Below are 21,178 nucleotides of genomic sequence, written 5' to 3'. Positions count from 1 at the left end.
AGTTATTATTCACTCGATAAAGAAAGTGTGATATGTTATGGTAAAGATTTGAAAAGATTCCGTAATTTTATAAAGAGGGAATAAGTATGTCTAAAAGAAAAATATTGATAGTAGTATTCTTATTTATCCTTTGTATTGTCGGTTTTCGTTCCATTTGGTTTAAACAATCTCTTTATATAAATCAACCACATGCTGAAGAAGGGATAGTAAATTTATCAGATATAACATTTGGCGAAAAAAATTTAGTTACGTTAAATGGTGAATGGAAATTTTATCCGAATGTTTTACTTACCCCGGATCAAATGAAGGAAAATAATAAAGATTATGAATATATTAATGTTCCGGGGAACTGGAAAGAAAGAGTTGATCGTACTCATCAAAAAGAATATGGCACGTATGCGCTATCTATCAAAGTGAAGAATTCGAATGAAAATTACGGCTTAAAAATACAGCGTGTTCATAATCAGTTCGATTTGTATGTAAATGGAGAACTTGTACAGGAAAGAGGAAGTATTTTTAAACCGAATGATGTACATAAAACTTCACTTACACCAACTGTCATAAAGGTAAAAGCGAATGAACAAGGGGTAATTAATCTTCTTATTCCTGTTACGAAAACGACACAAGAATCGAAACATGGCGGGATTACAGGTGGAGTGCGTTTTGGCAGTGAAAATGCTATTGTACAGGATAGCTTTAACAATCTTATGATGCAAATTATTGCAACGACAATAGTGTTTTTACATGGTATATATGCATTTATCATTTTTGTGATGAAGCCGAAAAATGTTGAGATTCTATATTTTTCACTTGGTAGTATATTTGCAGGTATTATATTTTTAATTACGGATGAACGTTTTTTGTTCTCTTTGTATGAATTTGAATTTTCAACATATATGAAAATTATATATACATCGTTTGTAGGTTTCGCTTTATTTATTTTACTGTATATGAAAAGGTTTTTACGAGGTTATGGGGACAATAAATTTATTTTATTTACCATCGTATTATGTGGAATTTATGTTTTCGTAGTATTATTTTCTTCACCTAGACTAGTGCAAGATTTTGGATTTATATTATTTTTTACAATTATTATTCCATTCATTTTAACAGCAATTATTGTTTTACGAGTGGTGGAAAGTGGAAAGTATGATTTAATCTTTTTACTTTTTACAGTGATTAGTGCTACTTCTGGAGTATTGTGTGCGAGTTTTAAAGAGTTTGCGTTCATGTATAGCATAGGGTTTGCGAGGATATTTGATGCGGATTTTTATCCATTTGATATTTTTTTAGCAATGGTATCATTTTCGACTTTTTGGTTTATCCGATTCTTTCGCACGAGTGATGAGAATAGTGAACTGGTTGGAAAATTAAAAGAAGAGCATCATAAGAAAGATCAATTTTTAGCAAATACAGCGCACGAACTTAGAAATCCGTTACATGGGATGATGAATATTGCACAAAGTGTAATGGATGAAGAGAAAGCGATAAATGGTGAAAGTAAACAACATCTAAAACTATTAATGACAATAGGAAGGCGTATGTCGTATTTGTTGAACGATTTAATAGATGTTACAAGAATGGAGCAGAAAGGGATACCGATTCATAAGAGACCGGTTGATTTGCAACCAATTATTACAATGGTGATTGATATGCAAAAGTTTATTGGAGAAGAAAAGAAATTACAAATTATCGCGAATATCCCTGAACGGTTTCCATTTGTATTAGCTGACCAAAATCGTCTTATTCAAATTTTATTTAACCTACTTCATAATGCAGTTAAATTTACGGATGAAGGGGCTATTACAATTGATGTTGAAAAACGAAAAAATTACGCGGCTATTCAGGTTACAGATACTGGTATTGGAATTGATAAAGAAGCGCAAAAGCGAATCTTCCTTCCATATGAACAAGGTAGTGATTCATATGGTGAAAGTGGAGGATTTGGACTTGGGCTAAGTATTTGTAAACAATTAGTGGAAATGCACGGGGGAACACTTACTGTTACATCCGTTTTACATAAAGGCTCTACTTTTACATTCACATTACCACTTGCTGAAAGAGAAGAGATGCTAATTGTGTCAAAAGAAACAATTGAAAAAGTAGTGGAATTAAAACAAGTTGAAATGAAGGATAATCGAGTCGGTAATAGAAGGAGAATTCTTGCTGTTGATGATGATCCTATAAATTTAAAAGTATTAAAGAGTATATTACCACAAGATGAATATGAACTTGAAACGGTAACAACCGGAAGAGAGGTTTTGGAGCGGTTAAATATGGAGTGGGATATGATATTAGTAGATGTGATGATGCCGAAAATGTCAGGTTATGAATTAACAAAAATGATTCGTACCCAATATTCTATTGCAGAGTTGCCTATTGTACTGTTAACCGCTAGGTCGCAGCCAGAAGATATTTATACAGGATTTCTTGCTGGGGCGAATGATTACATTGTAAAGCCTATAGATGCACTGGAATTAAAAGTGAGAATTAATGCATTAACAGAGTTAAAGCAATCAATTCATGAGCGAATAAGAATGGAAGGTGCTTGGCTTCAGGCGCAAATTCAGCCGCATTTTCTTTTTAATACACTAAATACGATTGCTGCATTAGGTGAAATTGATATTGTTAGGATGGAGAAATTAATTGTTGAGTTTGGAACGTATTTAAGAGCCAGTTTTGGTGAAGAAGTGTTAGCGGAAACCGTACCTATACAGCATGAATTAGATTTACTTCAATCATACCTTTATATTGAAAGAGAGCGATTTGGAAAGAGAATACAGAGCGTGCTGGAAGTCGAAGATGGAATAGAATGTGTAGTACCACCGTTTTCTATTCAAACATTAGTAGAGAATGCTGTGCGTCATGGTATATTAAAAAAAGCAAAGGGTGGAAGCATTCATATAAAAATAGAGAGTGTGAGTGGATTTATAAACATTTCGATTGCGGATGATGGGATAGGCATGTCAGATGAAAAAATAAAAGAAATATTAGTGAAAAAACCGAATCAAAAACAGGGAATAGGTTTATTGAATACGGATGCACGATTAAAACAGTTATACGGAACTGGATTAGAAATAAAAAGTGAACTTGGAAAAGGAACGATTGTTTCATTCCAGCTTCCTGTTGTTATGGATAAATAAGGTTGTTAAAAAATCCGAAGTGATGAGCGCTTCGGATTTTTTAGTACATTTTTTACTTATTCCCCTCTAACAAAATCTTCTCTATCTCCTCAAAGTGATGAGCGCGAGCATGCTCTAGCGGAGTAACACCATCATTGTCTGGAATATTTACATCTGCACCGTGCTCAATAAGAAGGCGAATGACTTGTTGCTGTGTTTCGTTTCCGTTACTTAGTACGATGGCTTCCATTAAAGCTGTCCATCCCAGGTTATTTACATGATTTACATCAATATTTGTTCGAGTGAGGAGTTCTTTTATAACGTCAATATAGCCATGTTCTGAGGCTGGGATAAGAGCTGTTCCGCCGTAACGATTTGTAATCGTAGGATCTGCACCAGCATCAATTGTTAATTTTAAAATGTCTAAGTAACCTTCCGCACCGGCGTATAGAAAGGGATTATTTTTCATGTCATCTTGGATATTTACGTCAGCACCAGCTTCGATAAGTGCCTTTGCGGTTTTTACATCATTTTTGTATGTAGCAATCATAAGCGGAGTGCGTCCTTGACTATCCGTCGCATTTATATTTGCGCCTTGTTTTAGTAAAGATATAACAGTATTCGTTTCATTTTTTTCAGTGGCTGCTAGTAGTGCAGTCTCCATGTTTATCATCTCCTTTTTTACTTCTTGTTCTTGCGAGCATCCTTGTAAAAAAATTACGCAACATATCATACTGAATGTTTTTTTGAACATGGAATTTCAACCTCCTAATTTCAACTGTAAAATAGGAACATTAAATTTTTATAAACTGACGCTAAAATTACTATAAAATCGCTTGAGTAATTGAACATATATTTTTATGCTTATAAATAATAAGGTTTGATAAAGTGAGGATTTAAGATATGTCTATTAAAACAAGGTTTTTATTTTCTTATATTGCTGTTATCCTCGTTTCCATTACGCTTATATTAGTCGCGGGATTTTTAATCGTTTTTTCGATAACAGGTGACTTGGAAGCAGTGAAAAATTTCTATAAAAGTTCTTACATTCAAAAGCCGCTTACACCAGAAGAAGAGAATGCCTATCTTGAGTTGAAGTCAGCAGCCAAACAGCATCAATCTCAATTGCTAGATGAGTCGTTTGTCTCAGCAATAGAAAAAGAGGGTGTGAAAATAGTAGTAAGAAAAGGAGAAACACTTTCATATGCTTCAAACGTATTTGAAAGTGTATCTTTAAAAGAAGCCCTTCCGAAATTTGAATCAGCAAATATTAATAGTCGTGGTACAACGGAACTAGGCGATACATTTTATCGATATGTAAAGTTTGATTTTTATTTTCCTCAGGAAGAAGAGGGAAGTATATTTGTATTAAAAAAGCAAAGTTCATTTGTAGATCTTACACAAAAATTATTTCCAATCTTATTCGTATCGCTTTTACTACTAGCCATTTTACTCATTGGATTATTAAGTTACCTCGTTTCAAGAAGTGTAATAAAACCAATTTTTGTATTGAAAGGCGCAACGGAGAAAATTAAAGAAGGAAATTTAGATTTTCAAATACCAATTACATCACACGACGAAATAGGGCAATTAAATCAAGGGTTTGAGGAAATGAGGAAGAGATTAAAAGAATCGATAGAGATGCAAACACAGTATGAAGAAAATCGAAAAGAGCTTATTTCAAACATCTCTCATGACTTAAAAACACCGATTACATCAATTATAGGATATGTAGAAGGAATAAAGGACGGGGTAGCAAATACGCCAGAAAAAATGGATAAGTATTTAACAACTATCCATACGAAGGCAAAACATATGGACACACTCATTGATGAACTATTTTTATTTTCGAAGCTCGATTTGAATCGAGTTCCATTCCAGTTTGAAACAGTTGAATTGAATACGTTTATGCAAGAATTAATAGAAGAGATGCAGATGGATTTAAGTGAAGAAGGTATAGAAGTGCGCCTACAGTTACATGCATCACCACTATATGTAACGGCTGATTGCGAAAAAATCAATAGAGTGATATCAAATTTAATTCATAATAGTGTGAAATACATGGATAAAGAAGAGAAGAAAATTACTGTAACAGTATCGAGTGATAATAATAAAATTATTGTGAAAGTGATGGACAACGGATCAGGTATAGAATCTGATACATTGCCGTATATCTTTGAACGTTTTTATCGTGCAGAGCAATCTCGGAATTCTAGCACAGGTGGAAGTGGACTTGGTTTAGCAATAGCGAAGCAAATTGTTGAAGAACATGGCGGGGAAATTTGGGCGGAAAGCGAGCTTGGTAAAGGCACAAGCATTTTCTTCTCATTGGAAAAAGTAGAGGAATGTGGTGAGTAAATTGAAAAGAATTTTATTAATAGAAGATGAAGTAAGTATTGCAGAATTACAGCGAGATTATTTAGAAATTAATGATTTCCAAGTTGATGTAGAGCATTCAGGAGAAATAGGTTTACAAACAGCCTTGCAAGAAGACTATGATTTAATTATTTTAGATATTATGCTTCCGAAAATGAACGGATTCGAAATTTGTAAACAAATACGTGCTGTAAAAGATATTCCGATTCTACTTGTTTCAGCAAAAAAAGAAGATATAGATAAAATTCGCGGACTCGGATTAGGAGCGGATGATTATATAACGAAACCGTTTAGCCCGAGTGAATTAGTCGCAAGAGTAAAAGCACATATTGCCCGTTATGAAAGATTATTAGGAAATGTAAGTAAGCAACGTGATACGTTATATATTCACGGAATTTCTATCGATCAACGAGCGAGAAAAGTTTTTATAAACAATGAAGAAGTTGCGTTTACAACGAAGGAATTTGATTTATTAACATTCTTTGTCACACATCCAAACCAAGTATTAAATAAAGAACAGTTATTTGAACGCATTTGGGGATTAGATTCCGCTGGTGATTTAGCCACTGTTGTCGTCCACATTAGAAAGCTACGTGAAAAAATTGAAAGAGATCCTGCTCACCCGCAATATATTGAAACAGTATGGGGAGCTGGTTATCGTTTTAACGTGTAATATACCTGCCGAGTAATTGGCAGGTTTTTTTATGTTATTTGTTAAAAGGAAATAATAGGTAATTCGTGTTAAGATATAAAGAGAGATAAAACATAGTAGAGCATGAGAGGGTGTGCTACATTTTGGGAGATACATTACAAGATAATAAATCAAACAAGGTCTTAAGGATTGGAACTAATATTATAATTATTTTATTAATTATTGGTGCAATACAAATGTTTTATGATAAAGATTATACAAATGATCATTTCGGCTGGTTATTTTTAGTATTAGGTTGGATAGTTAGAAGCATTTTTAATATTACGATAGGTTTAAAAGAAGGAGATAAAAAGTCAGTGTTGTTTGATGTAGGTTTGGTGCTCTTTTCCTTTTATCTTTTATTTTTATATAGTACGAAATATTTCTTCTGAAAATTTAGCTCATAGTCTTATAGAGACTGTGAGCTTTCCTTAATAATAACGGTACTGGCGTAACGATTTATAAAATATTTGAGTAGTAGAAGTAAACAGGGTCGCTTCTTCTAAAAAAGGATAATGGTTGCTGTTTTCGAATGGAATGAAGATAGAATTACGTATCCCATCATGTATCTCGATAGAATATTGAACTGGACACTGCACATCATATCTTCCGCATATAATAAGTGTCTTTGTTTGGATGAAAGGTAAATACTCTCTTAAATCAAATGAAGGATATTCATTGGCGAAAGCGTTCATCCGGCTAACGGACATTGTTTTATTGATTGGTTTACAAAAATAAGAGTTGTAGTTTTCTGGTTTATACAATGATAATTTTGTTCTCTCAGTAGATAGTTCTTTTCGTTCTTCACTTGTAAGGTGAGGGCTTTTTAAGTTTTCGATGAGTTTTTGCATATAATGAAACTGTGGATGTGCTGGGTGATAAATGCAAAATGGTGTTTCGGTATAGTTACTTGCTGCAGCTCCTGCTACGACTAATGATTGTAAGGAATTTGGATATGTAATCGCATATAAAAGTCCAAGCATACCACCTGTTGAATGACCGGCGAAATGCCATGTTGGAAGTTGTAATGCTTCTCGTATTGCTTCTAAGTCGTGGATTGTTTCAATCATGCTTAATTCGTTTTCTGACTGGGCGGTTACAGAGCGACCAGTATCTCGTAAATTAATGAGAAATACACGATGCGTAGCAGTAAAAACATCCGCAAAGTAATCACCAGTTTCATTAAATTGTGAATAGTGATGTGTAATACAAAGCGATTCGCCATTTCCTTTTGTAAAGAGTTCAAATGTACCGCGTTTCGTGTTGATTATTTGTTGTGTCCACATAATATCACGACCTTTTCTCATAAAAGTTGGGCCAGACTGTTATAAAATGAAAATATATCAGCGATTATTAGAATATATCGGCGCAACTCGGAATATATCAGCGATTATCAAAATATATCGGCGTAACTCGGAATATATCAGCGATTATTAAAATATCTCGACTTATCGACAGAAAACGACAATAATAGCAAGCTTTAAATAAAAGGAGGCTATTCAAAAACGAGCCTCCTTTTCTTTTAGTATAAAGATTTTGTCATATTATTCCGAATAATTTCAAGGGATTTCGCTACAGTTAATGCGTTTTTTTCTTCAATTTCTGGTTTACGGGGGATAGGTTTATACATGTTGTCTGGATCTTCCCATGTGAGGGGAAGTTCTGTTTCTGCTTGTCCTTTCCAAGCTTCAATCCATTCTGGAGGGAGATAACCTGAGATGTTTTGGATGTTGTTCATTTCGAGCCAAATGAGCGCCCAAGCTCTTGGAACGACGCGCCAGTGATCATAGCCACCGCCACCGACAGCGATCCAGCGACCGTCGCAATACTCATTAGCAATTTCACGAGCGAGCTTCGGTATTTCGCGGTAAATATTCATTGTCGCACAAAGATGTGTAAGTGGGTCATAATAATGTGCGTCAGCACCATTTTGCGTTAAAATAATATCCGGTTTAAAGTACGCTGCAACTTCTTTTACAACAGTTCGATATGATTCTAAGAACGATTCATCTTCTGTAAAAGCATCGAGTGGAACATTAAAAGAATAACTATAACCATTACCTTGGCCACGTTCGTTTACAGCGCCAGTTCCAGGGAATAAATAACGACCAGTTTCATGCAGTGAAATGGTGCATACGTTAGGGTCATCATAAAACGACCACTGTACGCCATCACCGTGATGAGCATCTGTATCAATATATAAGACGCGTAAACCGTATTTCTTTTGAATATATTTTATTGCGATAGAACTGTCGTTATAAATACAAAAGCCAGATGCTTTGCCGCGAAAGCCGTGATGTAAGCCGCCGCCCAAATTAAGTGCGTGTTTTACTTTTCCGGAAAGAACAGCATCGACAGCTGTTAACGTACCGCCAACGAGCAATGCGCTTGCTTCGTGCATATTTGGGAACATCGGTGTATCTTCTGTTCCGAGTCCATATGTCATTGCAATTGATTTTTCTAACTTTCCTTCTCCAGCACGTTTTACCGCATTTATGTACTCCTCTGTATGAACGTAGGCGATCTCTTCATCTGTAGCCATCCGTGGTGAGATGATTTGAGAGGGAGAGATGAAACCGCCCTTTTGTAATAAATCATACGTAAGTGTGACGCGCAGTTGGTTAAAAGGATGATCAGGGCTAAATGAATAGCCCCGAAAGTCATCCGAATAAATAAACGCGCTACTCATGCTTGCATCCCCATGATGTTTGGCCATAATACGCGGTAACCTTCTGCTTCAAGTGCATCAATCACTTTTAGAGGATTCATCGTTTGAATGCGGAAAACGAGTACTTTATCATTCTCGTCTTTTGCTGGGTAGACGAGAACGCTCACGATATTTATTTGTAAATCACTAAAAATAGCAACGACTTTTCCAAGAATACCAGGTTCGTTTTTTACTTGAATTTCAATTTGCGAACTTGGTTGATGTGCTCCTGTTAATTTTACTAATGTGTGCAGTACTGTAGATTCAGAAATGATTCCAACTAACTTCCCGGCCTTTGTAACAGGAAGACAGCCAATTTTATTTTCAAAAAATAAAGTAGCAATTTCCTCAACGAAATCGAGAGGATGGCAAGTCATAACAGGATGTTTCATAATAAGTTCGAGCGGTTGCTGTAGCATATCGATTGAAACTTGTTCATCTAGAATAGACGGACTTGCATCTCTTACATCCCGATCAGAAATAATGCCTACGACGTCATTATTTTGATCGACAATTGGAATGTGCCGAATGCCTTTCGTGCGTATCGTTCGGATTGCTGTTTCGATTGTATCGTTTGGATGCAATGTAACTACATTTTGATTCATAATTTCTTCTACAATCATTCCAGTTGCCCCCTTTATTAATACATAAAACGATTGTGAAAACGTAGACGATCAAAAGCTTGAATAGAATCCGTATCAACGCGTTTACCGATGCGGACCATTAAACAGTTGGCAGGATGTGAACAAATTTCAGGATCGTCTGTAGCCATCCATTGTAACCCGCCAGCATTCATCATCTTCTCCATTACTTTTCGGTATTCCCACACATTCAATCCTGTTTGTTTCAAATCCCAGTGCCAATAATATTCAGTCGTCAATATAATGTAATCTTCCATATAATCGTCCATCATAGAAACCTCTAGTAAGTTCTTTCCGACAGAACTCCCGCGGAAGGCTGGGACTACTTCAATTGCCCCAAGCTCAATTAAGTTTTCCATTTTTCCTTCTGACCATCGTTCAAGTGGATCAGGATACAAGTATGTAACATATCCAACAATTGTTTGGTCATGTCTAGCAATAATGAGACGAGCTTCTGGTAATTTAGAAATTTCGACAATTGCTTTATATTGTTGCTCGGCAGGACGAAACGCAATTAAGTCTGGATGAAACTCATACATTTCTAAGTTATGTGTAGAGACAGGACCTTCAATAATTAAAGTGCCTTTCGCTGTTTTTAAGTTTCTAGCATTATATATTTTTTTATGAATCAATGTATTGCTCACCACCTTGAGGGTTTGTGAATCTATTAATATCGTACTTTATAATATATGCGATGTGAATCGAAATTTGTCATTAAAAATTTGTCTAAAAATCAACAAATATACTGAAAATTTTAAATAATGTCATTATAATAGATAATAGAATACATAGGAGGGGGATGTAAAGTATGAAAGTAGAAACGCTTCCTGTCATTAAAGGAGAAAATAATTTGCCGAATTATGATGAGGCATACGCGAATTTTAACTGGGAAGAGGTTAATAAAAACTTTACTTGGAATGAAACAGGCCGAGTAAATATGGCGTATGAGGCAATTGATAAGCATGCGAAATCCGATCGAAAGAATAAAGTAGCTCTTTATTATCAAGATGGATCGCGAAAAGAGAAATATACATTTAAGGAAATGAAGGATTTTTCTAATAAAGCAGGAAACGTCCTTAAGAATTATGGCGATGTAGAAAAAGGCGATCGCGTTTTTATTTTTATGCCACGTTCTCCAGAGTTATATTTCGCACTTTTAGGTGCAGTGAAATTAGGAGCAATTGTTGGACCGCTATTTGAAGCATTTATGGAAGGCGCAGTTCGCGATCGCTTAGAAGATAGCGAAGCAAAGGTGTTAATTACAACGCCTGAATTGTTAGAGCGCGTACCATTAAATGATTTACCGGCTTTAAAAACAGTTTTCCTTGTTGGAGATAATGTAGAAGAAGGCGGTAAAACGGTAGCGTTCAATCCTTTATTTGAACAAGCTTCAAAAGAATTACATATTGAATGGTTAGGCCGTGAAGACGGCTTGATTCTACATTACACGTCTGGTTCTACTGGTAAGCCAAAAGGTGTGCTTCATGCGCAAAACGCAATGGTTCAGCACTATCAAACGGCGAAGTGGGTATTAGATTTAAAAGAAGACGATGTATATTGGTGTACTGCTGACCCGGGCTGGGTAACTGGAACAGCTTACGGTATTTTCGCACCGTGGTTAGTTGGAGCGTCAAACGTTATTTTAGGTGGACGCTTTAGTCCAGAAGCTTGGTATGAAGCGCTGCAAGATTACGGTGTAACGGTTTGGTACAGCGCACCAACAGCATTCCGTATGTTAATGGGAGCTGGACAAGACGCAATTAAAAAATATGACTTATCACAAGTGCGCCACGTATTAAGCGTTGGTGAGCCGTTAAATCCAGAAGTAATTCGCTGGGGTATGAATGCATTTGGACTTCGTATTCATGATACGTGGTGGATGACAGAAACAGGTGGACAAGTTATTTGTAACTACCCTTGTATGGAAATCCGTCCAGGCTCAATGGGTAAACCAATTCCAGGTGTGAAAGCAGCGATTGTTGATAATGAAGGAAATGAAGTGCCTCCTTACACGATGGGTAACTTAGCAATTGCGAAAGGTTGGCCATCTATGATGCGTGGGATCTGGAATAACCAGCAAAAATATGAATCTTATTTCATGCCGGGAGATTGGTACGTATCAGGTGACTCTGCCTATATGGATGAAGATGGATACTTCTGGTTCCAAGGGCGTATTGACGATGTAATTATGACGTCAGGTGAGCGCGTTGGTCCGTTTGAAGTAGAAAGTAAATTAATTGAGCACGCTGCTGTTGCAGAAGCTGGTGTAATTGGTATTCCTGATCCGGTGCGCGGCGAAATTATTAAAGCATTTATCGCACTTCGAGCAGGATACGAACCATCTGATGAATTAAAAGAAGAAATTCGTCAATTTGTAAAGAAAGGCCTAGCAGCTCATGCAGCGCCACGACAAATTGAATTTAGAGATAAATTACCGAAAACGAGAAGTGGTAAAATTATGCGCCGCGTATTAAAAGCGTGGGAGTTAAACTTACCAACAGGTGACTTATCAACGATGGAAGATTAAGAGAGAAAGGTCTGAACGAAAAATGTTCAGGCCTTTCTTTTTGTCAATAATAAAGGAGCTAATATAGATGAAGATACCGAATTTAGAAGGAGACATAGTGTGTTTACGTTCTGTAGAACCTGAAAAAGATTACACCGAGTGGTATGAGGTAATGAAAAATCCCGATATGCATCGTTGGACGGGGAATACAGTCCCGAAAGATAGTAATGAAATTAAAGAGTTGTTATACACTTATAAAAATTTGAAAGATATTATGGCTTGGTCAATTATAATGAAACAATCAAAGGAAATGATAGGGACATATTGGATTTCTATGCCAACTGTGAATGAAAATAAAAAGTTAATTGTGAGTGCAGAGGCTCAACGGATTGCACGTAAGTTTTGGCGTACAGGTGTTAATCGAGAGGCGAGAAATTTAATATATAATTATATATTTTTAAATTTAGATGTGGATGAAGTTCATGCACAGGCTTGGGATAAAAATATCAATTCATGCAGGTCTATGGAGAAAGTAGGATTTAAATTAGAAAAACAAGTGAAACGCTCATTCCCTAAATACAATGAAATATTTTTGGAAAACCATTATGTACTATATAAAAAGGACTGGCTTACATAAAAGGTTATGGTTGAAAAAGATATTTGTTGATGTAAAATAAAAGAAACTCATATATACGAGTTAAAGGGGAGAAGAAAATGAAAACAGAAAAGGAAAAGATGATACTAGGAGAAATGTACATACCGGCTGATCCAGTTTTAGTACAAGAAAGAGAGCAAGCACGTATATTAACGAGAAAATTAAATGAAACGCCAGAAGTACAATTAAAAGAGCGTAGCGAAATCGTAAAAGAACTATTCGGAACGACTGGAGATAACATTCATCTTGAATCTTCTTTCAGATGTGATTACGGCTATAACATTCATGTGGGTGAAAATTTTTACGCGAACTTTGACTGTACCATTTTAGATGTATGTCCAGTAACAATTGGAGTGAACTGTATGTTAGCTCCAGGTGTTCACATTTATACAGCAACGCACCCGCTTGATCCGGTAGAGCGCATAAGCGGATCAGAATACGGAAAACCAGTTACAATTGGCGATAACGTATGGATTGGCGGAAGAGCAATTATTAATCCAGGTGTAACAATTGGAGACAATGCGGTGATCGCATCTGGTGCTGTCGTAACGAAAGATGTGCCTAATAATGTAGTAGTTGGCGGGAATCCTGCAAAGATTATAAAAAAACTAAAATAATATTTGAACGAAGTGCCTTCCTCGTCTGTATACATTTATGAAAGAATAGATGAGGGAGGCTTTTTTATATCTAATAAATTACTCTTTGCGACGTTGTAAAGGATTGGAGAGAAGTGAAATTCCACCTCTATTTGACACGCCTATATAAATGATGGTATAAAGAAAAGTATATGAATAATTGAGCGTGGAAAGGGAGAAGTAGTGATCATTTCCCTGTTTTAGAGAGCTGATGGCCGGTGAAAATCAGCACATAGATGATCGCGAATTACGCCCCTAGAGCATCTTTTTTCGATTGAATTGTATTCAAAAGGGAAAAGACGGTGCTAAGCCGTTATGTAAATAAGGTGGTAGGCTTTTTTGCCTGCAACTAGGGTGGTAACGCGATAATCAAAATCGTCCCTTATTTGAAGGGACGATTTTTTTATGTTTTCAACCTTCACGCCAGTAATGAACTTAAAGGAGAGTATGTAGGATATGGGTATTTTACAAGATCTTGAATTTCGCGGTCTAATTAATCAGCAAACAGATGCTGAGGGCCTTGAGCAATTATTAGAAAAAGAAAGCGTTAAATTATACTGTGGTTTTGACCCGACAGCGGATAGCTTACACATTGGTCATATGTTACCAGTATTAATGTTACGTCGTTTCCAATTAGCTGGTCACCAACCAATCGCACTTGTTGGCGGTGGTACTGGTATGATCGGTGACCCGAGTGGTAAAAAAGCAGAACGTACATTAAATACGAAAGATACAGTTGCTTACTACACAGAAAGCATTAAAAACCAACTTTCAAACTTCTTAGAGTTTGAAAACGTGGACAACCCAGCAACGATGGCTAACAACTACGACTGGCTTGGTAGCTTAGATGTAATTTCATTCTTACGCGATATCGGTAAAAACTTCGGTTTAAACTATATGTTAGCAAAAGATACAGTAGCATCTCGTTTAGAAACTGGTATTTCATTCACTGAGTTCAGTTACATGATTTTACAATCATACGACTTCTTAAACTTATACCAACAACATAATTGCCGTCTGCAAATCGGTGGTAGTGACCAATGGGGTAACATTACAGCTGGTCTTGAATTAATCCGTAAATCAGAAGAAGATGCGAAAGCATTCGGTTTAACAATTCCACTAGTTACAAAATCTGACGGTACGAAGTTTGGTAAAACAGAAGGCGGCGCAATTTGGTTAGATCCAGAGAAAACAACTCCTTACGAGTTCTACCAATTCTGGATTAACACAGATGACCGTGATGTTGTTAAATACTTAAAATACTTCACATTCTTATCTCATGAAGAAATTCTTGAGCTTGAAAAGCAAGTAGCTGAAGCGCCAGAAAAACGTGCAGCACAAAAAGCATTAGGTGCAGAAATGACAAAACTTGTTCACGGCGAAGAAGCATTAGAGCAAGCGATTAAAATTTCAGCTGCATTATTCAGCGGTTCTGTAGCAGAACTAACTGCAAGCGAAATCGAACAAGGATTCAAAGACGTACCATCTGTAGAACGTACTGCAGAAGATACAGTATTAATCGACTTACTTGTAGAAAGCAAAATCTCTCCATCAAAACGTCAAGCACGTGAAGATGTAACGAATGGCGCAATCTACGTAAACGGTGAGCGTACACAAGCATTAGACTACGTTGTAACAGAAAACGACCGCATCGAAGGGAAATTCACAATCATTCGCCGCGGTAAAAAGAAATATTTCTTAATTCGTTACTAATCAGAAACGAATATAAAACAAATAGTACCCCGAATTGTAGGCTGAAAATTCTATGATTCGGGGTTTTTTATGTATAAATTTAGATTGCCTCACGAGATCTTGTAAATAGAATATGAAGAATTAATACGAGCATATAAAGTAAGCTAATAAGCATAACAATAAATGCTGTTGGATAAAATTTTGCCGCATATATAAAGAAATCGATTTGATAAATATCTTCGTAATTTGAAACGGTGCCTTTAAAGTAATTCGTAAACTTGACACTATATTTCCATTCATCAGGATCATCTATTAAATTACTTCCCTGATACCAATTAATAAGTGCGGAAGTAATAAACAACATACATGCACTACCCAACTGAACCATTTGATTTATTGTCAAAACGAATCAACCTCCTATTTAATGGTTATTATAGCGTGCATTCATATTCCTGTAACCTTTTTGTTGTAATCTCCTTTTCGAGTTCATACGGAAATCACATGTAAGCGGTATGATAAATGTATAACAAATAGAAAGGAGTGGTAAAACAAAATGTCACTAGAAGCGCTCATTATTTTTTCTTTGCTAAACGCGGGTCAACTTGCAGAGAATTCGAAGATGGATGTACATAAAGAGCAGAAAGATGCTTATGTATATGTTCAAAAAGAGGAAAATAAATAATTTTAATATATATAAATAAAAGCTACTCGAAGTAACTGTTTTGGTGTCTTCGGTAGCTTTTTTGTATGCATAGGATTCAAATTTAGTAAGTGAGCTATTTAATAGAGGGTTTGTAGAAGAAACAAGTATAATTAATATGAACTGATAAATTGATAAAAATAAACCGTTATAAACAGGAGGATTTGTATGGAACATAGTGAGGCATCTCAAAGGCTGTTTTTTTGATTTAATCTTTTTAATATTAAGTCCCCCCTGTCAAAAAAAGTTTGTCCTCTGGGGAGGGTAGGTAGCGTAGGGGCACATCAATAGTTGCACTATTTTTTTAAAAATGAAGGGGGGTGAAATGTCTATGAAACTCTGTAAGTATTACATAATAAAAGCCACAACTCATGAAAAGACCTTCTAATTTATTGTTAGTTTATTTGATTAATATTCTTTGTCCACTTTTCGTAACTCTGACTGTGTAAGTCCATATGCCTCTGTTGTACAACCTGCTAACAACATAACAGGCATAGCTGAAGTTAATAGTTTACGTTTCATTGACATATACCCCTTTGTGTTATTTCTTTTTACTTAGTTCTTTTGTTGCTTTGTCTACTAACTCAGAAGCTTCGTCTAAATCCTTTTTAGCGAATTCAATTGTATCTTTATCATCCTCTTCTAAACCTGTCTGCATGTTTTCTACCCCTGATTTCGAGAATAACATTGCTTTACTTATGTTTATCGGTGTTTTATTGTCTTCAGCTAACTTATAATCTAGTTTATCAATCTTATCAATTAATTCGAAATAAGGTTTCGATAACTCTTTTAACTTTTCAGCCTTCTTCTTATTAGATTTTCTGCTATCTACAAGGTCTTTTATTTCTTCCGTTTGTTCAGTGTAATCTTTAAGTAAGTATGTTGCATTCTTATTATAGTCTTCTTTCTTGTTTTCTTTAACAGAAGCTTCCATTACTTCGTCTTTCTTTTTATCGTTTGACTCACAACCTACCCCTGTTATTAACAACATTGGAATCGCTAAAGTTAATAGTTTACGTTTCATTTTCTCATACCCCTTTAGTATTTATTATTCTACTTCACTTACACTTTGTTCGTCTAATGCTCGAATATCGTCTATTGCTTTACCAAACATCCCCATTGCTTCATTTAGACTCTTTGTACCAATGTCTGCCTTAGTCTCACTTATTTCGTCTACCGATTCTAATATCTTATCCCTTGACTTCTCATAAAGAATTAAAGACTTTTTCAATTCCATTTGCAAGTTTTCGTATTGTTTAGGCGGTTTAATGTCTTGTAATTTCTTAGACTCCGCATACACCTTTTCAAGTTGCGCTTTTACTTTTTCTTGGTTTGTTAGTAAAGTTTTATCCTTTTCCATAATCAGAGTTACTTTTTACATTTCCTTTGCAAAACCCTCTGCTTTAGTTTGTACTTCACCGAGATACATATTTAAAGACATGAACTTTCCCTCCCCTTACAAGAAAATAATACCAATTTAAGAGGGGGATTGTAAACGTAATATTCTGATGATTTAACGATTAAAGAGGTACTCGTCCATTAAGTTTTTTAATCTCATTCGGATGATCTGGTAATGAAGAGGTTTTTAAGGTTGAATGTAAATAGAAAAGGGAAGATATAGATTATGTGCAAATAAATACGTTGTAAAAATAATGTTAAGAAAAGGAGAGTATAGCAAAGAAAAATGAGTTATGGGATAGAATGTAGTGTTTTTAAGTGTTAGAAGAAGAGGGAGGTTTTTATTAATGTGGATAAAAAATGGATGGAATTCTAGAGAGGGGGTTAAGTTTTATTAACTATAGACTTGCAGTTCTTTTTTATTTTGTTACATTGTTCCGTTTTTATACATATACAGGCTATATTTAATAAAAAAAGCCCAGGCCCCTTGATAAACAAGGTTCCTAAGGCTTTTAATAATACTCTTTGCAGAGTACCGAGATTAACGAGAGTAGAACTCTACGATTAATGCTTCGTTGATTTCAGCTGGTAACTCAGAACGCTCAGCGTGACGAGTGTAAGTAGCTTCTAATTTGTCAGCATCGAAAGTTAAGTATTCTGGTACGAAGTTGTTAACTTCGATCGCTTCTTTAACAACAACAAGGCTGTTAGATTTTTCGCGAACGCTGATAGTTTGACCAGGTTTTACACGGTAAGATGGGATATCTACGCGAGCGCCATCAACCATGATGTGACCGTGGTTTACTAATTGGCGAGCTGCACGACGAGTGCGAGCTAAGCCCATACGGTAAACTAAGTTGTCAAGACGAGCTTCAAGAAGGATCATGAAGTTTTCGCCGTGCTTACCAGGCATTTTACCTGCTTGGTCAAATGTGCGACGGAATTGACGCTCAGTCATGCCGTACATGTGACGAAGTTTTTGTTTCTCTTGTAATTGTAAACCGTATTCTGAAAGTTTCTTACGTTGGTTAGGACCGTGAGGACCTGGTGCGTAAGGGCGTTTTTCTAATTCTTTTCCTGTGCCGCTTAGAGAGATTCCAAGACGACGAGACAGTTTCCAAGCTGGACCTGTATAACGAGCCATAGTTGACTCCTCCTTTAAAAATGTTTTTATTTACGTAAAATAAAAACAGACGTAATCGATATTTACGGGCATTTTGTTTTCATGTACCTTCGCTCCAGCAGCAGGGAGTTACGAGATACACCTCCGTAGAGGAACAAAATACAAACGATAAACTCACATTACAAGGCTGCCTTTTTATTTTACACAAACGCTATTATATCTTTTACCCAGAGTTTCGTCAAGCGAGTACGTTTTTGTTTTATGCATAAAAATTTTGGAAATTAATATAAGAAGGAATTTAAAACAATATAGAAGAAGAGATAGAAACACAAATAAAACGCTTACATAAAATAAAGGAAAACGTTCATCAAATTTTTATGGATGAATATGCGGCAATAAAAACATAAGGGGGATGTTTTTATGAAAAAGAAGCATATGGAGACAGCGTTAATTCATCACGGTTATACACCTGAGGAACATAAAGGAAGTTTAACACCACCTTTATTTCAAACTTCTACATTTACATTTGAGACTGCGCAGCAAGGAGAGGCGAGTTTTGCGGGAGTGGATTCATCTTATATTTACTCACGGCTTGGAAATCCAACTGTGAAATTATTTGAAGAACGTATGGCGGTGTTAGAAGGAGGAGAAGAGGCACTTGCCTTCGGATCTGGTATGGCAGCTATTTCAGCGACTTTAATCGGTTTTTTAAAGGCTGGAGATCATATTATTTGTTCAAATGGATTATACGGATGCACGTACGGTTTTTTAGAAGTGTTAGAAGAAAAATTTATGATTACGCATTCGTTTTGTGATATGGAGACAGAGGTTGATATTGAAAATAAAATTCGTCCAAATACAAAGCTTATTTTCGTTGAAACACCAATTAATCCGACAATGAAATTAATTGATTTAAAACAAGTGATTCGGGTTGCGAAGCGAAAAGGCTTACTTGTTATTGTTGATAATACGTTTTGTTCACCTTATTTACAAAGGCCGCTTGAGCTTGGCTGTGACGCTGTTGTGCATAGTGCGACAAAATATATTGGTGGTCACGGTGACGTTGTAGCAGGTGTAACAATTTGTAAAACGAAAGCATTAGCTGAAAAGATTCGCCCGATGCGAAAGGATATCGGCGGTATTATGGCGCCGTTTGATGCGTGGTTATTATTACGTGGGTTAAAGACGTTAGCAGTAAGAATGGATCGTCATTGTGATAATGCAGAAAAAATTGTATCGTTCTTAAGAAAACATGATGCGGTAGAAGGTGTTTGGTATCCAGAAGGGGAGTTAGCATCTCGTCAAATGAAACGCGGGGGCGGTGTTATTTCTTTTTCAGTAAAAGGCGGAAAAGAAGAGACGCAAGCGTTTATTAATGATCTTCACTTTATTACAATTGCGGTGAGTTTAGGAGATACAGAAACGTTAATTCAGCATCCAGCAACGATGACGCACGCTGCGATTCCAGCGGAACTAAGAAAAGAAATGGGCATTTTCGATAATTTAATACGCTTATCGGTCGGTTTAGAATCGTGGGAGGATATCGTTTCTGATTTAGAGCAGGCATTAAAGAAAATATCTACTGTTAATCAATGAAAAAAGAGTGAGCTATCGGTTTTGTACAGGACGTACTAAATCGATAACTCGCTCTTTTCTTTTTACATATGTTTTAGGAGTGTTTCCACAAACTTTTCTAAATAGCGCTGATCTAATTCATCAAAACGATTTTTTTCAGGACTATCAATGTCCAGTACACCAATGACAGCTCCTTCTTTCACAATCGGTACAACGATTTCCGAATTAGAAGCACTATCGCAAGCGATGTGACCTGGGAATTGGTGAACGTCCGCTACAAGCTGCGTTGTTTTCGTTTCAGCTGCAACGCCGCAAACGCCTCGTCCAAATGGAATGCGCACGCAAGCAGGCATTCCTTGGAACGGTCCAAGAACAAGCTGAGTTCCTTCTGTTACGTAAAAGCCAACCCAATTAACGCGATCTAAAAATTGGTTTAATAATGCGGACGCATTTGATAAGTTTGCGACTACGTTTGATTCGCCAGTTAATAACGCATCCAGTTGTTTAATTACTGTCTCATATTGCTGCACGCGAGATCCTGCATAACTTTCTTTAGTAAACATGGAAACAGCTCCTTTTTTATCGAGATGTGTAAAATATTAGCAAAATACGATGTATTTCACATGACTTTGTCGATAGAAAATTAAAGGAATTTGTCTTAAAAGTCAAGAAATTTAAACTATAGCTGTTCATTGAAGGGAAGTGAGCGCATGAAGCAGACGAAACAAAAAGTAATTGATGCGGCAATATCGTTGTTTAATACGAAAGGTTATGATGGAACGTCGGTGCGAGACATTGCAAAGCGAGCGGATGTGAATGTAGCGAATATTTCATATTATTTTGCTGGGAAGCAAGGTTTATTAGAACAGCTTATTACTGATTTTTTAGAAGGATATATTCATGTGATTGAAATGTCGTTTGAACAGAGAGAGTATTTGTCGGCTAAAGATGTGATGGTGCAAATGGTGCGAGGGATTTTACGATATCAATTTGAAAATAGAGAACTAACACGTTTCTTCTACCGAGAGCTTTCGCTTGATACGACATTAATTCGTGAAGTGATGACCGTTTATTTTTCTAAAGAAAGATATTATATAGAACAAATGATTAGACAAGGACAAATGAAACAAGAATTTCAGAAAGTATCATTTACAATGTTTATGACGCAATTAAAAGGTATGATAAATATGCCGTTTTTATATCCACAATATATATCAGAAGTACTGCATTCTTTCCCGTCTGAGACATTTTTTATAGAGATGTACACGAAAGAGATTGAGCAATGGATGGAACAAGCATTATGTAAAGCGAATATGTACCATGAATGGCCAAGAGCTGTTCATATGTGAAGAATCCC

At 36.0% G+C, this 21,178-nt stretch carries 21 protein-coding genes and 1 other annotated feature; of the genes, 11 read left to right on the top strand and 10 right to left on the bottom strand.

Annotated features, from left to right (window positions below):
* Nucleotides 1-86: 86 nt before the first annotated feature.
* Entirely contained in the window at nt 87-3,143 is a 3,057-nt protein-coding gene (locus ACS2CR_RS00845) for a hybrid sensor histidine kinase/response regulator (RefSeq protein WP_000044276.1), read from the top strand.
* Nucleotides 3,144-3,195: 52 nt separating this feature from the next.
* On the opposite strand, the gene ACS2CR_RS00840 is transcribed toward ACS2CR_RS00845, so the two are convergent.
* Nucleotides 3,196-3,876, bottom strand: coding sequence for an ankyrin repeat domain-containing protein (locus tag ACS2CR_RS00840; protein WP_053514544.1), 681 nt, complete (start codon nt 3,874-3,876; stop codon nt 3,196-3,198).
* A gap of 149 nt (nt 3,877-4,025) precedes the next feature.
* On the opposite strand from ACS2CR_RS00840, the gene ACS2CR_RS00835 reads away from it, so the two are divergent.
* The 3 genes from ACS2CR_RS00835 (at nt 4,026) to ACS2CR_RS00825 (ending at nt 6,581) form a co-directional block, all read left to right on the top strand.
* Nucleotides 4,026-5,480, top strand: coding sequence for a sensor histidine kinase (locus tag ACS2CR_RS00835; protein ID WP_048568508.1), 1,455 nt, complete (start codon nt 4,026-4,028; stop codon nt 5,478-5,480).
* Nucleotide 5,481: 1 nt separating this feature from the next.
* Entirely contained in the window at nt 5,482-6,171 is a 690-nt protein-coding gene (locus ACS2CR_RS00830; protein ID WP_001986686.1) for a response regulator transcription factor, read from the top strand.
* 122 nt (nt 6,172-6,293) lie between these two features.
* Complete coding sequence (locus ACS2CR_RS00825) at nt 6,294-6,581, top strand: hypothetical protein (protein ID WP_000502934.1); 288 nt, start codon at nt 6,294-6,296, stop codon at nt 6,579-6,581.
* Nucleotides 6,582-6,620: 39 nt separating this feature from the next.
* On the opposite strand, the gene ACS2CR_RS00820 is transcribed toward ACS2CR_RS00825, so the two are convergent.
* The 4 genes from ACS2CR_RS00820 to acuA all read right to left on the bottom strand — a co-directional run bounded on the left by ACS2CR_RS00820 (nt 6,621) and on the right by acuA (nt 10,169).
* Nucleotides 6,621-7,496, bottom strand: coding sequence for an alpha/beta fold hydrolase (locus ACS2CR_RS00820; protein ID WP_135238130.1), 876 nt, complete (start codon nt 7,494-7,496; stop codon nt 6,621-6,623).
* A gap of 215 nt (nt 7,497-7,711) precedes the next feature.
* Nucleotides 7,712-8,878, bottom strand: a complete 1,167-nt coding sequence (acuC, locus tag ACS2CR_RS00815) for an acetoin utilization protein AcuC (protein WP_074642441.1) — start codon at nt 8,876-8,878, stop codon at nt 7,712-7,714.
* A complete protein-coding gene (locus tag ACS2CR_RS00810) occupies nt 8,875-9,519 on the bottom strand; it encodes an acetoin utilization AcuB family protein (RefSeq protein WP_053514542.1) in 645 nt (214 codons plus the stop codon). The genes acuC and ACS2CR_RS00810 overlap by 4 nt, the downstream gene beginning before the upstream one ends.
* A gap of 17 nt (nt 9,520-9,536) precedes the next feature.
* Nucleotides 9,537-10,169 carry an acetoin utilization protein acetyltransferase AcuA gene (gene acuA / locus ACS2CR_RS00805; RefSeq protein WP_000581388.1) on the bottom strand — a complete coding sequence of 211 codons (633 nt, stop codon included), beginning with the start codon at nt 10,167-10,169 and terminating at the stop codon, nt 9,537-9,539.
* 176 nt (nt 10,170-10,345) lie between these two features.
* Here acuA and acsA point away from each other — a divergent pair, with 176 nt between their 5' ends.
* The 4 genes from acsA to tyrS all read left to right on the top strand — a co-directional run bounded on the left by acsA (nt 10,346) and on the right by tyrS (nt 15,046).
* Complete coding sequence (gene acsA, locus ACS2CR_RS00800; protein WP_000862049.1) at nt 10,346-12,064, top strand: acetate--CoA ligase; 1,719 nt, start codon at nt 10,346-10,348, stop codon at nt 12,062-12,064.
* Nucleotides 12,065-12,131: 67 nt separating this feature from the next.
* The gene (locus ACS2CR_RS00795; protein WP_053514541.1) at nt 12,132-12,680 is read left to right on the top strand and encodes a GNAT family N-acetyltransferase; all 549 of its coding nucleotides are present in this window, start codon (nt 12,132-12,134) and stop codon (nt 12,678-12,680) included.
* Nucleotides 12,681-12,757: 77 nt separating this feature from the next.
* Nucleotides 12,758-13,315 (top strand): maltose acetyltransferase domain-containing protein, encoded by a 558-nt coding sequence (locus ACS2CR_RS00790; protein ID WP_000845595.1) that lies wholly within the window; start codon nt 12,758-12,760, stop codon nt 13,313-13,315.
* A gap of 176 nt (nt 13,316-13,491) precedes the next feature.
* Nucleotides 13,492-13,719 (top strand) — a binding site (T-box leader).
* Nucleotides 13,720-13,789: 70 nt separating this feature from the next.
* Nucleotides 13,790-15,046 carry a tyrosine--tRNA ligase gene (gene tyrS, locus ACS2CR_RS00785; protein WP_000512086.1) on the top strand — a complete coding sequence of 419 codons (1,257 nt, stop codon included), beginning with the start codon at nt 13,790-13,792 and terminating at the stop codon, nt 15,044-15,046.
* Nucleotides 15,047-15,125: 79 nt separating this feature from the next.
* On the opposite strand, the gene ACS2CR_RS00780 is transcribed toward tyrS, so the two are convergent.
* Entirely contained in the window at nt 15,126-15,428 is a 303-nt protein-coding gene (locus ACS2CR_RS00780) for a YjdJ family protein (protein WP_053514540.1), read from the bottom strand.
* A gap of 150 nt (nt 15,429-15,578) precedes the next feature.
* On the opposite strand from ACS2CR_RS00780, the gene ACS2CR_RS00775 reads away from it, so the two are divergent.
* Entirely contained in the window at nt 15,579-15,707 is a 129-nt protein-coding gene (locus ACS2CR_RS00775) for a hypothetical protein (RefSeq protein WP_053514539.1), read from the top strand.
* Between the two features lie 559 nt (nt 15,708-16,266).
* Here ACS2CR_RS00775 and ACS2CR_RS00770 read toward each other — a convergent pair.
* From ACS2CR_RS00770 to rpsD, 3 genes are all read right to left on the bottom strand, one after another.
* Nucleotides 16,267-16,749 carry a hypothetical protein gene (locus ACS2CR_RS00770; protein WP_000823777.1) on the bottom strand — a complete coding sequence of 161 codons (483 nt, stop codon included), beginning with the start codon at nt 16,747-16,749 and terminating at the stop codon, nt 16,267-16,269.
* Nucleotides 16,750-16,773: 24 nt separating this feature from the next.
* Nucleotides 16,774-17,085, bottom strand: a complete 312-nt coding sequence (locus tag ACS2CR_RS00765) for a hypothetical protein (protein ID WP_049106949.1) — start codon at nt 17,083-17,085, stop codon at nt 16,774-16,776.
* 579 nt (nt 17,086-17,664) lie between these two features.
* Nucleotides 17,665-18,267, bottom strand: coding sequence for a 30S ribosomal protein S4 (rpsD, locus tag ACS2CR_RS00760; protein WP_000135317.1), 603 nt, complete (start codon nt 18,265-18,267; stop codon nt 17,665-17,667).
* 399 nt (nt 18,268-18,666) lie between these two features.
* On the opposite strand from rpsD, the gene megL reads away from it, so the two are divergent.
* Nucleotides 18,667-19,842, top strand: coding sequence for a methionine gamma-lyase (gene megL / locus ACS2CR_RS00755; protein WP_053514538.1), 1,176 nt, complete (start codon nt 18,667-18,669; stop codon nt 19,840-19,842).
* Between the two features lie 62 nt (nt 19,843-19,904).
* Here megL and ACS2CR_RS00750 read toward each other — a convergent pair whose 3' ends face one another.
* A complete protein-coding gene (locus ACS2CR_RS00750) occupies nt 19,905-20,384 on the bottom strand; it encodes a GAF domain-containing protein (RefSeq protein ID WP_000494341.1) in 480 nt (159 codons plus the stop codon).
* 147 nt (nt 20,385-20,531) lie between these two features.
* Between ACS2CR_RS00750 and refZ the strand changes: the two genes are divergently transcribed.
* Nucleotides 20,532-21,170 (top strand): forespore capture DNA-binding protein RefZ, encoded by a 639-nt coding sequence (gene refZ, locus ACS2CR_RS00745; protein ID WP_000814921.1) that lies wholly within the window; start codon nt 20,532-20,534, stop codon nt 21,168-21,170.
* Nucleotides 21,171-21,178 lie beyond the last annotated feature (8 nt).

Origin of the sequence: Bacillus cereus group sp. BceL291 (genome assembly GCF_051776705.1) — a bacterium.
In the GTDB taxonomy this organism is placed as follows: domain Bacteria; phylum Bacillota; class Bacilli; order Bacillales; family Bacillaceae_G; genus Bacillus_A; species Bacillus_A cereus.
This window is presented reverse-complemented; position numbering and strand designations above follow the sequence as displayed.